The sequence below is a fragment of the Acinetobacter sp. AS5 genome, from assembly GCF_048957595.1.
GTDB lineage: Bacteria > Pseudomonadota > Gammaproteobacteria > Pseudomonadales > Moraxellaceae > Acinetobacter.
Map to the genome: position 1 here is coordinate 1 of NZ_JARDAL010000046.1, position 13769 is coordinate 13769.

The following is a 13769-nucleotide window of genomic DNA, read 5'->3' on the forward strand; positions in this document are numbered from 1 at the left end:
GACAATTTTATATACTCCATAAACCCTTTAAATTAATTAGGTGGTTTATGTCGCACTTCAAGTTTTACTCTGCCATGTCTTGAAATATCGAAAACTCATCAAGGATAGAAATTAAATCTCCTTCTTTAATAGTCCAATGAGTTCCTTGAAGTTCAGCAAGATTTATTTTTAAATTTTTAATTAATAAATTTTTTGTACTATTATAGTCTTCGATATCATCTCTTGGATCAGCTTTGTTTAGTGTTTTTTTGAAATTATATAAATTTAATTTTTTACAGTAAGTAGTTAATATTCTATTTTTTTTGTCTAATCTAAAATCTTTTATTTTTACTAGAAAAGTTTGAAATCTTAGATCATCAAAAATAATTAATGTAGGATAACTTTTTATTTCATTAAGAAATTCATTAGGCATTTTATCAAAATTATATTTAAGATTTTCATCTGTAAATTCTAAAAATCTATAAAGAGGAATTCTGAAAGAAATATTACCATCACTATTTACATGTAAATCAGAAGCATCGTTTAATTTTATTAAATTATAAAACATATTAAAAAAACCCCGCATTAAGCGAGGTTTTTATAACATGAAATCAATTAATTAGCGAATAAATTAACCAATCAATTTCTTCATCAACTCATTCACTTGCGCAGGGTTAGCTTTCCCTTTTGCAGCTTTCATCACTTGACCAACAAGACCGTTGAAAGCTTTCTCTTTACCAGATTTATACTCTTCAACCATCTTCTCATTGGCAGCAAGTACTTCCTTAATAATCGCTTCAATTGCGCCTGTATCAGTTTCCTGTTTCAAGCCTTTCTCAGCAATAATTTCGTCCGCAGATTTGCCTTCGTCCCACATAAAGCCGAAGACTTGCTTCGCGATCTTACCGTTAATTGTGTTGTCCACAATACGTGCAATCATACCACCAAGTTTTTCAGCTGATACAGGAGAGTCAGCCAAATCTAGGCCTGCTTTATTTAAAGCACCTGAGAATTCGCCCATCACCCAGTTTGCCGCAATCTTACCTTGTGCAGCGCCACCAGCAGCCTTAACAACTTCTTCGTAGAACTCTGACATTTCACGAGTCAATGTAAGCACGTGAGCATCGTACTCAGTCACACCGAAGTCAGCCACGAAACGCGCACGACGTGCAGCAGGCAACTCAGGCATGGTTGCTTTAATTGCTTCGATTTGCTCATCCGCAATCACCACGGGCAACAAGTCTGGGTCAGGGAAGTAGCGGTAATCGTTCGCCTCTTCTTTAGAACGCATTGAGCGCGTTTCCATCTTCACAGGGTCGAACAAACGCGTTTCTTGATCGATGGTGCCATCCCAGTCCAGAATTTCCATCTGACGCTCAATTTCAACATTGATCGCTTGTTCAATGAAACGGAATGAGTTCAGGTTTTTCAATTCACAACGTGTACCAAATGGTTGACCCGGACGACGTAAAGACACGTTACAGTCACAGCGGAACGAACCTTCGGCCATGTTACCATCGGAAATACCTAACCAGCGCACTAGCGTGTGAATCGCTTTAATGTATGCAACCGCTTCTTCAACTGAACGCATATCCGGTTCAGAAACGATTTCAAGCAGCGGCGTACCGGCACGGTTTAAATCGATACCAGACATGCCTTCAAACTGGTCATGAATCGATTTGCCTGCATCTTCCTCTAAATGCGCACGCGTTACGCCAATGCGTTTAACGGTGCCATCTTCAAGCTGGATGTCGATATGACCCAAACCCACAATCGGGTTGTCCATCTGGCTGATCTGGTAGCCTTTTGGAGAATCCGGGTAGAAATAGTTTTTACGGGCAAACACCGAAGCCTGATCTATGTAAGCGTCGATACCTAAACCAAAGCGAATCGCAAGATCAACCACTTCTTTGTTCAATACCGGCAATACGCCCGGCATGGCTAAATCAACCAAGCTGGCTTGGGTGTTTGGATCATTACCGAATACAGTCGATGAGCCCGAGAAAATTTTGGTATTGGTGGCAAGCTGAGTATGAATCTCGATACCAATAACGACTTCCCAACCATCAATCAGGTTGGATTTCGGTTTAGCCGATTTTTGAGCTTGAGCCATTATGCATTCTCCTCAGCAATTGCAGCGCGTTGTGTATGCCAATCTGTGGCCTGTTGATACTGGTGTACCACAGACAACAATTGAGATTCTGACCAGTAATTACCAATCAGCTGTAAGCCAACTGGCAAGTTGTTCTGGTCAAAACCGACAGGCGCGTTAATCGCAGGAAGACCTGCCAGGTTTACCGCAAGTGTGTAAATATCGCCCAGGTACATTTCAACTGGCGTTAAATCCGCACCAATTTTATAGGCAGTCGTTGGCGCAGAAGGTGCCGCGATGACATCGACAGATTCAAATGCTTTTAAGAAATCTTGTTGAATGAGACGACGTACTTTCTGTGCTTTTACATAGTAAGCATCGTAATAACCTGCAGACAGGGCATACGTACCAATCAGGATACGGCGTTGTACTTCTGCACCAAAACTTTCTGAACGTGAACGTTTGTACAGGTCCATCAGGTCCACCGGATTTTCTGCGCGGTAGCCATAACGCACGCCGTCATAACGTGACAGATTCGAAGAGGCTTCAGCAGGCGCGATCAGATAGTAAGTCGGCACATAGCTTTCAGTCATGTTGAGATCAATCTCAACCAGAATTGCGCCCATTTCTTCCAGTTTTTTTAAGGATTCTTCCACACGTGCTTTTACGTCTGCATCCAGACCTTCCACATTGAAGTATTGCTTTGGAATACCGATGCGCAAACCTTTTACCGATGTAGTGTTCAGATTTGCCACATAGTCATCAACGTCTTTGTCCATTGAGGTTGAATCCTTGGCATCATGACCTGCCATCACATTCATCAGGTAAGCACAGTCTTCCGCCGAACGCGCCATCGGACCGCCTTGATCCAGTGATGAGGCATAAGCAATCATACCGAAACGTGATACACGGCCATAGGTCGGTTTAAGGCCGGTGAGGCCACAGAATGACGCAGGTTGGCGAATAGAACCACCGGTATCAGTACCAGTTGCAAATGGTGCTAAATCCGCTGCCACAGCTGCTGCAGAGCCACCAGAAGAGCCGCCAGGGACATGACCCAGGTTCCAAGGGTTAGCCGTTGCGCCGTAATATGAGTTCTCAGAGGTTGAACCCATCGCGAATTCGTCCATGTTCACTTTACCTAAAGTGACCAGGCCCGCAGCTTTGCCTTTCGCTACTACGGTTGCATCGTAAGGAGAGATAAAATTGTCCAGCATTTTTGAACCGGCAGTGGTCTTGATGCCTTGGGTACAGAAAATGTCTTTGTGGGCAACTGGCACACCAGTCAGGGCAGAGGCATTGCCAGCTTTGATTGCAGCATCGGCAGCATCAGCTTCAGCTAATGCCTGTTCAGCAGTTACCGTCACATAAGCCTTGACCTGTGCATCAATTTTTGCGATGCGCTTTAAGTAGTGTTCAGTCAATTCGCGAGATGAAAACTGGGCATTTGCCAGACCTTCACTAAGTTCACGAATGGATAAGCGATGTAAATCTGTCATGAGAAATAATTCTTTACGTTTAATTTAATAAAAAGAATGAACTGGGTAGTAATTACTCAATCACGCGCGGTACGAGGTACAAGCCATCCTGAACAGCTGGTGCAACTGCTTGGTATTGCTCACGATGATTGGTTTCGGTAACCACATCATCACGTAGCGGCTGAGGGTGGTCGAAAGGGCTTTTCAGGGGTTCAATACCGTCGGTATTGATGCCTTTCAGGGTTTCCATCATGCCTAAAATTTTATTTAAACTTTGAGCATATTCAGCAGATTGCGTATCATTGAGAGATAACCTTGCAAGGTTGGCAATGGCTGAAACTGTTTCTGCACTTAAATCTGCAGAATGCTGTGCATCCGATGTAGACATAATATTACCTAATCAGTATTAAAAAAATTCAAATTATCATGCGTTATGATAAGCGATTGACTTGTCCAAATCATCACATTTAGTTAAAGTGGCCACCTTGCGTCCATATAAAGTTTAACTGAGAACGTCCCCGTGATTCTAAAACGACTAATAGGCTTGTTTTCGCCCGATCTTGCCATTGATTTAGGTACAGCAAATACACTTATTTATGCGCCAGGACGAGGCATTATATTAAATGAACCGACGGTTGTAGCCATCCGTCATAGTGGTTCACATAAAATTGTTGCGGCAGTCGGTCTTGAAGCGAAGCAAATGCTAGGTCGTACCCCAGCCAATATCTCAGCGATCCGTCCTATGAAGGACGGTGTGATTGCGGATTTTGAAGTCACTGAGACCATGCTGAATCAGTTTATTCGCAAAGTACATGAAAACCGTTTATTCACTCCGGCACCGCGTGTGGTGGTTTGCGTGCCATGTAAATCGACTCTGGTTGAGCGCCGTGCCATTCGTGAAGCCGTGTTTAATGCGGGCGCACGTGATGTACGTTTAATCGAAGAGCCAATGGCAGCAGCGATTGGTGCAGGGATGCCAGTCGAGCAGGCTTGTGGTTCGATGGTGGTTGATGTGGGCGGTGGTACTACTGAAATTGCGATTATCTCGCTGCAGGGTTGTGTTTATGCCGATTCTTTACGTATTGGCGGTGATGTATTTGATGAACAGATCATTAACTATGTGCGTAAGGCGCATGGCTGTGTGATCGGTGAAACTACGGCTGAAGTGATCAAAAAAGAAGTGGGTATGGCATTGCCTGATGAAGGTGCTAAACCACTTGAAATTGAAGTTCGTGGCCGTAACCTCGCAGAAGGTGTGCCTCGTGCGATTGTGGTCAATTCAGATGAAGTGACCCAAGCAATTTCTGATCCATTGCAAAACATCGTGTCTGCGGTGAAATCTGCTTTAGAACATACACCTCCTGAGCTTTCTTCGGACATCGCTGAACGCGGTATCGTGTTAACCGGTGGTGGTGCATTGCTACGTAACCTGGACAAGCTACTTGCCAAAGAAACTGGCCTGCCAGTGGTAGTGGCAGAAGATCCACTATCATGTGTGACTCGTGGTGGCGGCAAGGTCCTCGAATTTTTCGACAACCCAAATCATGACATGTTATTCGTAGGCTAAGAAAAGGATCCGGCGGGTGCAAGCACATCTGTTTTCTCGACAACCGCCATCTTTTCGCTCTTTTATCATTGCATTGGTAACATGCCTGGTGGTGCTTTTCTTTGATTGGCGCATGCCGCATGTTGTTCAACCTGCAAGGGATGTCCTGTACGCTGCTTATAATCCTATTTATGCGGTGGCCAGCTATCCGGTATTGTCGCGAGAGTGGTTGAATCAACAAACCAAGTCTGAAGCTCAATTGCGTCGGGAAAATACCGCGATGCAGGCCGAGCTGTTACAGGCACAGGTACGCTTACAAAAAATCTCTGAACTTTCTGCTGAAAATACCCGTTTGCGCGGTCTATTGGACACGCCGCTGATCATTGATGGACGTATTGAAATTGCCGAAGTGATTGGCACCGATGCCGATCCATTACGGCATATTATCGTGATCAACCGGGGTTCGAATAACGAGCTGAAAGTGGGGCAAACGGTACTGGATGACAAGGGCATCATGGGGCAGATTATCAATGTCTATCCGCATAGTAGCCGGGTCATGTTGTTGTCTGATAAAGAACATTCACTGTCAGTGCGTCTGGAACATACAGGTATGCGTGCCATTGTCTCGGGTACAGGTGATCTGGGACGTTTAAAAATGGAATATGTACCGACCAGCGCCAATATCAAGGTCGGTGAAAAAGTCTATAGTTCGGGCTTGGGCCAACATTTTCCGGCAGGTTATCTGGTAGGGCAGGTGTCTAAAGTACAACGGCATAATTCCGGAGAATTTGCCCAGATTGATGTGACGCCTGCGGCTCAACTCGCCGGTGGACATCATGTGGTGGTATTATTTTCTGATTCATTAGCGATGGAGCAACCGCATGTCAATCGCTAAGATGAAATCCAGAAAGCATCGTGATCCTTTAATGGCCATTGTCATTTCGGTGATTGTGGCTTCCATTTTAATGGTCTATCCACTTTCCTATAATCTCTCGGGCTGGCGTCCGCTGTTTATGCTGATGATCATGCTCTTCTGGGTGTTGTGTCAGCCGACCTGGTGCGGGATCTGGTTTGCCTTTGGTACCGGTATTTTTATTGATCTGCTGCTGGATGCACCTTTGGGTCTGAATGCGCTGAGCTTTATCATTATTGCCTTTTTAGCCCGCTTTCTAACCCGTGAGCGCCGTATCCTGACCTTTAATAATCTCTGGGTGATTATGGGGCTGGCGATTGTCGCGCATCTGCTAATGATCTTTTTTTCCCAGATTGTGGCTGGCGTGCAATTTTCTTATGCAAGGCACTGGATTCCGATGCTGACCAGTATTTTGGTTTGGCCTGCTATTTATTATGTGCTCAAAAAATGGCGCGTATAATTCTTGCTTCGAGCTCACCCCGGCGCCGCGAGTTGTTACAGCAACTCGGGCTGAGCTTCGATATTTACAGCCCAGAAATTGACGAATCGGTACAAGCAGGCGAGTCGGTCGCAGCCTATGTTGAACGTCTGGCACGAGCCAAAGCAGATGCCGTGGCTGAGTATTATCCAGATGCCATCATCATTGCTGCGGATACCAGTCTGGGGGTGGATCAGGAGATTCTGGGTAAGCCTGAATCCAAACAACATGCGATTGAAATGTGGACAAAAATCTCCGGTCGGTGGCATGATGTCTATAGCGGTGTCTGTGTTCGTACAAAGCATGAAAAATACAGTATAGTGGTACGCACACAGGTCGAATTTCAAATCCTGAGCGCTGCAGATATGGAAAGTTACTGGGCGACAGGTGAGCCACTGGGTAAAGCCGGAGCTTATGCGATTCAAGGAATTGCAGCACGTTATATTCCAAAAATACAGGGCAGTTATTCCAATGTGGTTGGCTTGCCTTTATATGAGACAGTACAGTTATTGCAGACGGTTAAGGCACTAAATTAACTGCTGAAAAGAATTCTTATAATGTTTTGAGTGTAATTATGTCTGACGAGTTGTTGATTAACGTCACGCCGATGGAATGTCGGGTCGCGTTAATTGAAAACGGCACGGTCAATGAACTGTTTGTCGAGCGTACGGCCAAGCGTGGCCTGGTAGGGAATGTCTATAAAGGAAAAGTGGTGCGGGTCTTACCTGGCATGCAGGCTGCTTTCGTGGATATCGGCCTCTCTCGCACTGCGTTTTTGCATATCAATGATATGGTCTGGCCTCGCAATCAGCCAACCCCAAATGTCTTTGAGCTACTTCAACCGGGACAAGTCCTCACGGTTCAGGTGATGAAAGATATGCTCGGTACTAAAGGCGCACGCCTGTCTACCGATCTGTCGATTCCTTCGCGTTATTTGGTGCTGATGCCATATGGCAATCATATCGGGGTATCGCAACGGATTGAATCCGAGGAAGAGCGGAATCGCTTGCGATCACTTATTGAGCGTATTCAGGCGGAACATAAGCTGCCAGGTTCGGTGATTGTCCGTACTGCAGCAGAAGGGATTGAAGAAGAAGCCATCGCACAGGATATGGCTTATCTGGCCAAGCTTTGGGAATATATCCAGCGCAAGCAAAAGATTATTGCAGTACCGTCTTTAATCTTTGAAGAATTGCCTTTACCGCAACGGGTGATTCGTGATCTGGCCAATGAAGAAACTGCCAAAATTTACGTTGATTCACGTGAAATTCATGCCAAATTACAGGAATTTGTCGAAGAATTTGTCCCAAACATGAAAGACCGTTTGCTGCATTATCCGGGTGAGCGGCCAATTTTCGACTTGTATAATGTCGAAGAAGATCTGCAGAAGGCATTGCAAACCCGAGTCGCATTGAAGTCTGGCGGTTATCTGATGATTGACCAGACGGAAGCCATGGCCACAATTGATGTCAATACCGGTTCTTATGTCGGTGGCCGTTCGCTGGAGGATACGGTTTTTAAAACCAATATGGAAGCGACCGATGTCATCGCACGTCAGTTACGGCTGCGCAATCTGGGCGGCATTATTATCATTGATTTCATTGATATGCAGGAAGCGCAGCATCGTGAAGAAGTGATGAAACAGTTCGAGCGCATGCTGGAACGTGACCATGCCAAAACCAAGATTACTCAGGTGTCAGAACTGGGCTTGGTGGAAATGACCCGAAAACGTACCCGTGAGTCACTGGAACATCTGCTCTGTGAGTCTTGTCCGACCTGTCAGGGACGTGGTTATGTCAAAACAGCCGAGTCAGTATGTTACGAAATATTCAGGGAAATTCTGCGTTATGCCCGTGCTTATGAATCACAGAGTGGCTTTACTGTCGTGGCGCATCCGGCTGTTATTGATCGTCTATTAACAGCAGAAGCGCCTGCAGTCGCTGATCTAGAACATTTCATTAATCGCGTGATTAAGTTTCAGGTGGAAAATCTGTATACGCAAGAGCAATACGATATCATTCTCAGCTGAAATTGTAACAGAATATCGTTAAACACTTGTTACATCTGAAATTTTACAACAGGGCCTTTATTTACAATACTAGATGCATGAATTAGCCAAAGCCGTTTCTCCCAGTTTCAGGCTTAGCAAAAGGAGTGTGTGATGAGTATGAGTAAAGCAGTAATCCATAAAGGCCTAAAACACGTATTAGAACCAAAGACTGTACATGCAGGATATATCGTTGATGAGCGTGGTAATGAAGTTCAAATTACCGCGAGCATGATCCGTAACGTCTGCCATCAATTATTACAACAGTGCCGTACCATAAAAAGCTGATTGCATTTGTGCATTGTTTCTAACTTATCAAAAATGATTTGGACAGACATTTAAATCGAGAAGTCTTCCAAAAGTTCTAAAATAATTTAAAAAGATTTCCAAAAATAAAGAAAAGGGACCAGATCGGTCCCTTTATTCTGTGCTCAAAGACTGGCAAAAATGATCAATACCTTTGACAATCCATCTCTTTTATTTATTCATCCGCGGCTAGCTTACCGCCCGCAACTTTGGGACAGGTTCGCCATCTACAATAAGTTCAAAACGTTGAATTTCTTCTTCTAGATGCGCCAGCAAGTTCTGCATTTTCGGCAGGGCATTACGACATGCGGTCAAGCCGACTTCCAGTTTATCTAGATAGCTGGTCATGGTGATATTCAAGGCCTGACCATCGAGTACGATAGAAGCCGGATAAAGTGCTTCAAGACGTGCACCATTCCAGTAAAGGGGCTCTTGTGGCCCAGGTACATTGGAAATAATGACGTTAAAGGCCTGACGTTTCGGCATTAAACCGGAGGCAATATTCAGACCTGCTGCACCATAGACAAAGGCACTATAGTTCAAAATCTGGTTTGCATTCATGCGTTTAAAGCGTTCTTTGGCGCTCAGCACACTGCGGCGTACGATCTTGAGACGTTCCAGCGGATCTTCTTTATGTGTGCCCAGATTGGCCAGAATCATGGTAATACGGTTGGATATATCTGAATCGTCACTACGAACCGAAGCTGGAACCATGGCAATTAAGGGTTTTTTCGGTAAGGCATTTTGTGATAATAAATATTCACGTAACGCGCCTGAACAAATGGCCAGGACGATATCATTAATGGTCACGCCCAACGCTTTGGAAATATGACGTAAACGTGAAAATTCGAAAGATTGTGCCGCAAAGCGACGTGAAGCACTGACGCGTTGATTCAGAATACTGCTTGGCGCCTGAAAGCTAGATACATAATCCGGATTGCGTCCCATATCTTTCATGACGGTTTGTGACAGTTCATAAGCAACTCGTGGTGCACATTCCAGCTGTCCTTTAATGGTTTGCAGGACATTTTTAAACTTGTTAACTTTAGGTGCTTTAAGGCGTTTGGCACGTGGGCCTTCCACACACCAAGGCGGTACAATACTCTTGGCATTTGGATCATGTGAAAGCGACTTTTCGACCAGACGCATGCCAGCAATTCCATCCACCATAGCATGGTGAATTTTGAAATACATGGCAAAACGATTACCTTCAATGCCCTCAATGATATGACAGGTCCATAAAGGTTTGGCGCGATCAATCAGGGCACTATGTTCTTGTGAAATATAGGTTAGCAATTCACGGATACGGCCCGGTTTTGGCAGGGCAATATGACGAAAATGATGATCTAAATCAAATTCCTGGTCTTCATCCCAAAACAGGCCGTTTAAATAATTGTTAAAAGGTGGGATTGGAGAGCATTTCGAATTTTGGATATCCGTGACTAGATCCTGAATAAAGGAAGCTGGCGCATTGTCGGGAATTTGGAATAAAAATAGTCCACCTACATGCATAGGCTGCTGCCGTTTCTCTAAAGTTAAGAAAATAAAATCAATTGGATGTAATGGACGCATAGCGTGGATTGCCTCACTGCATTCTCTATGGCTTTTTTGCTAAAAAGCCTTGTTAGAATTATTACTTTAGTTTTTAAAGTATATCTTTTTTAGCATATAAATGAACTGCTTTATCTTGCCTCAACTGTGAAAAAGTGGCTATTGACAAGAACAAAATATATTCTTAAGTTGATGAAATGTGAAAATTTTAGTTTTAAAATAGTTTTCTAAAAATAGTATTTACGAGGCGAAGTGGAGTGTAACTTAATAATTATGTGTTATTAAAAGAATAGCATTGTGTTCAATTTCACATTTTATGCAAATAAATCAATTAGTTAGAATTTTATAAATTCTTTAATTAAAATAATATTATCCCGATAAAAGGTAATTTATATCTTGTCACTAAATGTAAAATTATCAATTAAAAAGACTATCTTTATTAAAAAATAGCCTTTCAATCAATAGGAACGATAAAACTGAACTTTATTTTTTTAGATTGCCAGCATGTAAGCCACATTCTTTATGGGTAGCTTCTTCCCACCACCAGCGACCTTCGCGTTCATGCTGATTTGGCAGCACAGGGCGAGTGCAGGGCTCACAGCCGATAGAAACAAAACCTTTCTCATGTAGGGCATTGTAAGGGACTTCCATCATACGGATATAACTCCAGACATCCGCACTGGACCAGTTGGCAAGAGGATTGTACTTGATCAACTGTTTTCCCGGACCGGAAAAACCTGGATCGGCCTGAACCACTGGAATTTCATTGCGTGTACCCGGACTTTGGTCTTTGCGCTGACCGGTAATCCAGCCGTCCAGCGTCGCCAGTTTTTTACGCAGCGGTTGAACCTTGCGTATGCCGCAACATTCCTGATGGCCATCTTCAAAGAAACTGAATAAACCTTTGGTGGTCACTAAATTTTGTACTGCATCCGTTTCAGGGAAGCAGATTTCAATCTCGATGTTGTAATGCTTACGCACCCGTTCAATAAACTGATAGGTTTCTGCATGTAGACGGCCAGTATCCAGACTGAATACCCGGAACGGTTTACCGAGATGCGACGCTATATCAATCAATATAACATCTTCAGCACCAGAAAATGAAATCGCAATTTCACCTTGCTGGCTCAGTGCAAGTGCCAAAATTTCATTGGGCGATTTATCAGCATATTCAGATGCAAGCGCATCAATACGATCAATAGTAGGAATGATGGTCATGAGAGTCCTGGCGATATAGGCTTGGAAAGGACATGGCCTATATTAATTAATTTCACATCTATTTTAATAGAATTGATTTAATTGACTTATCACTAAAAAATAAATACTTATGAAAAAAATAGATTTAAAAAAGTACAGTACAAAATCTGTTGCTTCAGCTATGATAGTGCAAAATTTTTTCAATACAACTCAGAGGGAATGTTCATGGAAGTCGTATGTCTAGATTTAGAAGGCGTGTTGGTTCCAGAAATCTGGATTAACTTTGCCAAAAAAACCGGTATTAAAGAGCTTGAAGCGACGACTCGTGACATTCCTGACTATGATGTATTGATGACCCAACGTCTGAATATTTTAAAACAGCACGGTTTAGGCTTGAACGATATTCAGGACGTGATTGCAGAAATGGGTCCGTTCCCAGGAGCAAAAGAGTTTGTGAAATGGGTTAGCACGCATTTTCAACTAATTATTCTTTCAGATACTTTCTATGAATTTGCGCATCCACTGATGAAGCAACTGGATTGGCCAACTATTTTCTGTCATAAACTGGAAACAGATGAAGCAGGCATGATCTCAGCCTATAAACTTCGTCAGCCAGATCAAAAACGTCAAGCTGTTAAAGCGCTGCATGGTTTGAATTTCCGTGTGATTGCGGCAGGGGATTCTTATAACGATACGACGATGCTGGGTGAAGCAGATCATGGTTTCCTGTTTGATGCACCTGAAAATGTTATTGCTGAATTCCCGCAATTCCCGCCAATTCGTGGTTATGATGCGTTAAAAGAAGCAATTCGTAATGCTTCAGTGCGTGATATCCCAGCTTAAAAAATTTAAGTAAATAAAAAAGGCACTTTAAGTGCCTTTTTTATTGAATCTATCAAAAAATCAGAAACGGTAACCGATTTTCATACCATATGCGATTGCAGTGTTATCGGTGAACTCTCCTACAACATTAGGGCCTGCTTTAGCATCAGCATCACCTAACCACATATAGCGAACACCTGCTTGAATAAAGTAATTTTCGGCTGGGCTATATTGTCCACCTAAACCTACACCCCAGTAACCTTCGGTTGGTCCTAGTGTTGTTACAGGATTACCTGCACCTGAGTCATAACTTACTAAAGCAGAGCCAGACCATTTATCGCTAAATTTACGGCCAACACCAACATTTGCAGACCATTGATCATCTGAGTAGTCAATCAAATTACTGCCTGAGCGTAATTTTAATAAATTAGGTGTTACTGCAAATTGACTCCAATTTACCCAGCGTACGTTAGCAAAGGCTAAAGTATTTGCTGCAATACCTGTTTGAAGATCTAAATTTACAGATTGAGGTGTTGTAGCTGTAACATCTGGTGAAAGAGGCGATGCAATAGTGCCAAATCCAAAGCTCTCTGTTGAATTTGCCTCATGATCGATTTCTGAACGATAAGTAATAGCTGCTTTTAAAGCAATTTCAGGGATTTGATAAGCGAAACCAGCAAGCCAGCCCCAAGCTTCTTCTTCATCAACTTTAATATCATAGCCCGAATTTCCATAAGCTGCACCTCGTAATGCAATTTTAGCTTCTACAGTTTGCCAAACAGGTCCAGCATAAAAATTCCAGTTTTCAGTCGGTTGATAACCGATTAAAGCTGTAAGGTTATTAGTTTTTACTTCTACCTGAGTGCTTTCTCGTTGAGTACTAAGAGGATTTACTTGTGAAAAACTTACATTATTTGTTGGATAAATTGAATCGGCACCATAAGGTTGATCATAAATCAGACCTAAAGATATTTTATCAGTTGCTTGAACTTTAATAGCAGCAGATGGAAAGTAGTAGTCTTCTGCCATGTCGCTGATAGATTCATTACCTAGTTGAGGAATAGATTTTCCAGATACGCTAGGATCAATCACAGTAACACCTGCTTCAGCATAATTACCCGGCTGTAAAAAAGCAGAAATAGATTGACCAGAACGGTCTAGGCCAGCTGCTTGAACTGCAGAAAGAGGTAAAGTGCTAAGTAAAATAGCAGAATAAATTTTATTGAGCTTCATGGTACGTTCCCTGATGCCATCTGTAACAAAAATGTGCTGGAAAAGTAACATAATTTTAAAAAGAGTAAATACTCAGCTCTGTTGAAGAAATGAACTAAGGCGGTTAAATAAAAGGGTTGCTTAGAGT

14 protein-coding genes are annotated in these 13769 nt (G+C 43.0%); 7 read left to right on the top strand and 7 right to left on the bottom strand.

Features of this window, described 5'->3' with window-relative positions; translation table 11 throughout:
- Positions 1-64 precede the first annotated feature (64 nt).
- From PV763_RS13880 to gatC, 4 genes are all read right to left on the bottom strand, one after another.
- Entirely contained in the window at positions 65-547 is a 483-nt protein-coding gene (locus PV763_RS13880) for a hypothetical protein (RefSeq protein ID WP_420938049.1), read from the bottom strand.
- A gap of 63 nt (positions 548-610) precedes the next feature.
- A complete protein-coding gene (gene gatB / locus PV763_RS13885; protein ID WP_311203664.1) occupies positions 611-2092 on the bottom strand; it encodes an Asp-tRNA(Asn)/Glu-tRNA(Gln) amidotransferase subunit GatB in 1482 nt (493 codons plus the stop codon).
- Complete coding sequence (gene gatA / locus PV763_RS13890) at positions 2092-3570, bottom strand: Asp-tRNA(Asn)/Glu-tRNA(Gln) amidotransferase subunit GatA (RefSeq protein ID WP_420938050.1); 1479 nt, start codon at positions 3568-3570, stop codon at positions 2092-2094. The genes gatB and gatA overlap by 1 nt, the downstream gene beginning before the upstream one ends.
- A 52-nt stretch (positions 3571-3622) precedes the next feature.
- Positions 3623-3937 carry an Asp-tRNA(Asn)/Glu-tRNA(Gln) amidotransferase subunit GatC gene (gene gatC, locus PV763_RS13895; RefSeq protein ID WP_005262428.1) on the bottom strand — a complete coding sequence of 105 codons (315 nt, stop codon included), beginning with the start codon at positions 3935-3937 and terminating at the stop codon, positions 3623-3625.
- A 132-nt stretch (positions 3938-4069) separates the two neighbouring features.
- Between gatC and PV763_RS13900 the strand changes: the two genes are divergently transcribed.
- The 6 genes from PV763_RS13900 (at position 4070) to PV763_RS13925 (ending at position 8821) form a co-directional block, all read left to right on the top strand.
- Complete coding sequence (locus tag PV763_RS13900; RefSeq protein ID WP_004279360.1) at positions 4070-5116, top strand: rod shape-determining protein; 1047 nt, start codon at positions 4070-4072, stop codon at positions 5114-5116.
- Positions 5117-5132: 16 nt separating this feature from the next.
- The gene (gene mreC, locus PV763_RS13905; protein ID WP_004279362.1) at positions 5133-5990 is read left to right on the top strand and encodes a rod shape-determining protein MreC; all 858 of its coding nucleotides are present in this window, start codon (positions 5133-5135) and stop codon (positions 5988-5990) included.
- Entirely contained in the window at positions 5977-6468 is a 492-nt protein-coding gene (mreD, locus tag PV763_RS13910; RefSeq protein ID WP_004279364.1) for a rod shape-determining protein MreD, read from the top strand. The genes mreC and mreD overlap by 14 nt, the downstream gene beginning before the upstream one ends.
- Complete coding sequence (locus tag PV763_RS13915; RefSeq protein ID WP_085064472.1) at positions 6456-7022, top strand: Maf-like protein; 567 nt, start codon at positions 6456-6458, stop codon at positions 7020-7022. The genes mreD and PV763_RS13915 overlap by 13 nt, the downstream gene beginning before the upstream one ends.
- 38 nt (positions 7023-7060) lie before the next feature.
- On the top strand, positions 7061-8515 hold the full coding sequence (gene rng / locus PV763_RS13920) for a ribonuclease G (RefSeq protein ID WP_420938051.1): 1455 nt from the start codon (positions 7061-7063) through the stop codon (positions 8513-8515).
- A 132-nt stretch (positions 8516-8647) separates the two neighbouring features.
- The gene (locus PV763_RS13925; RefSeq protein WP_004646222.1) at positions 8648-8821 is read left to right on the top strand and encodes a PA1571 family protein; all 174 of its coding nucleotides are present in this window, start codon (positions 8648-8650) and stop codon (positions 8819-8821) included.
- A 207-nt stretch (positions 8822-9028) separates the two neighbouring features.
- Here the strand turns inward: PV763_RS13925 and PV763_RS13930 are convergent, their stop codons facing one another.
- Together PV763_RS13930 and PV763_RS13935 are read right to left on the bottom strand one after the other, a co-directional pair.
- The gene (locus tag PV763_RS13930) at positions 9029-10411 is read right to left on the bottom strand and encodes a WS/DGAT/MGAT family O-acyltransferase (RefSeq protein ID WP_420938052.1); all 1383 of its coding nucleotides are present in this window, start codon (positions 10409-10411) and stop codon (positions 9029-9031) included.
- A gap of 462 nt (positions 10412-10873) precedes the next feature.
- Positions 10874-11608, bottom strand: coding sequence for a phosphoadenylyl-sulfate reductase (locus PV763_RS13935; RefSeq protein ID WP_420938053.1), 735 nt, complete (start codon positions 11606-11608; stop codon positions 10874-10876).
- A gap of 204 nt (positions 11609-11812) precedes the next feature.
- On the opposite strand from PV763_RS13935, the gene thrH reads away from it, so the two are divergent.
- Positions 11813-12430 (top strand): bifunctional phosphoserine phosphatase/homoserine phosphotransferase ThrH, encoded by a 618-nt coding sequence (gene thrH, locus PV763_RS13940; protein ID WP_216936877.1) that lies wholly within the window; start codon positions 11813-11815, stop codon positions 12428-12430.
- Positions 12431-12490: 60 nt separating this feature from the next.
- Here the strand turns inward: thrH and PV763_RS13945 are convergent, their stop codons facing one another.
- Entirely contained in the window at positions 12491-13642 is a 1152-nt protein-coding gene (locus PV763_RS13945; protein WP_213686981.1) for an OmpP1/FadL family transporter, read from the bottom strand.
- Positions 13643-13769: the final 127 nt, after the last annotated feature.

What these genes read in the sequence shown, in the direction of transcription:
- PV763_RS13930 (WP_420938052.1), bottom strand. Translation starts at nt 10,411, where the DNA reads ATGCGTCCATTACATCCAATTGATTTTATTTTCTTAACTTTAGAGAAA.
- gatA (WP_420938050.1), bottom strand. Translation starts at nt 3,570, where the DNA reads ATGACAGATTTACATCGCTTATCCATTCGTGAACTTAGTGAAGGTCTG.
- PV763_RS13935 (WP_420938053.1), bottom strand. Translation starts at nt 11,608, where the DNA reads ATGACCATCATTCCTACTATTGATCGTATTGATGCGCTTGCATCTGAA.
- gatB (WP_311203664.1), bottom strand. Translation starts at nt 2,092, where the DNA reads ATGGCTCAAGCTCAAAAATCGGCTAAACCGAAATCCAACCTGATTGAT.
- gatC (WP_005262428.1), bottom strand. Translation starts at nt 3,937, where the DNA reads ATGTCTACATCGGATGCACAGCATTCTGCAGATTTAAGTGCAGAAACA.
- thrH (WP_216936877.1), top strand. Translation starts at nt 11,813, where the DNA reads ATGGAAGTCGTATGTCTAGATTTAGAAGGCGTGTTGGTTCCAGAAATC.
- mreD (WP_004279364.1), top strand. Translation starts at nt 5,977, where the DNA reads ATGTCAATCGCTAAGATGAAATCCAGAAAGCATCGTGATCCTTTAATG.
- PV763_RS13915 (WP_085064472.1), top strand. Translation starts at nt 6,456, where the DNA reads ATGGCGCGTATAATTCTTGCTTCGAGCTCACCCCGGCGCCGCGAGTTG.
- PV763_RS13945 (WP_213686981.1), bottom strand. Translation starts at nt 13,642, where the DNA reads ATGAAGCTCAATAAAATTTATTCTGCTATTTTACTTAGCACTTTACCT.
- PV763_RS13925 (WP_004646222.1), top strand. Translation starts at nt 8,648, where the DNA reads ATGAGTATGAGTAAAGCAGTAATCCATAAAGGCCTAAAACACGTATTA.
- rng (WP_420938051.1), top strand. Translation starts at nt 7,061, where the DNA reads ATGTCTGACGAGTTGTTGATTAACGTCACGCCGATGGAATGTCGGGTC.
- PV763_RS13880 (WP_420938049.1), bottom strand. Translation starts at nt 547, where the DNA reads ATGTTTTATAATTTAATAAAATTAAACGATGCTTCTGATTTACATGTA.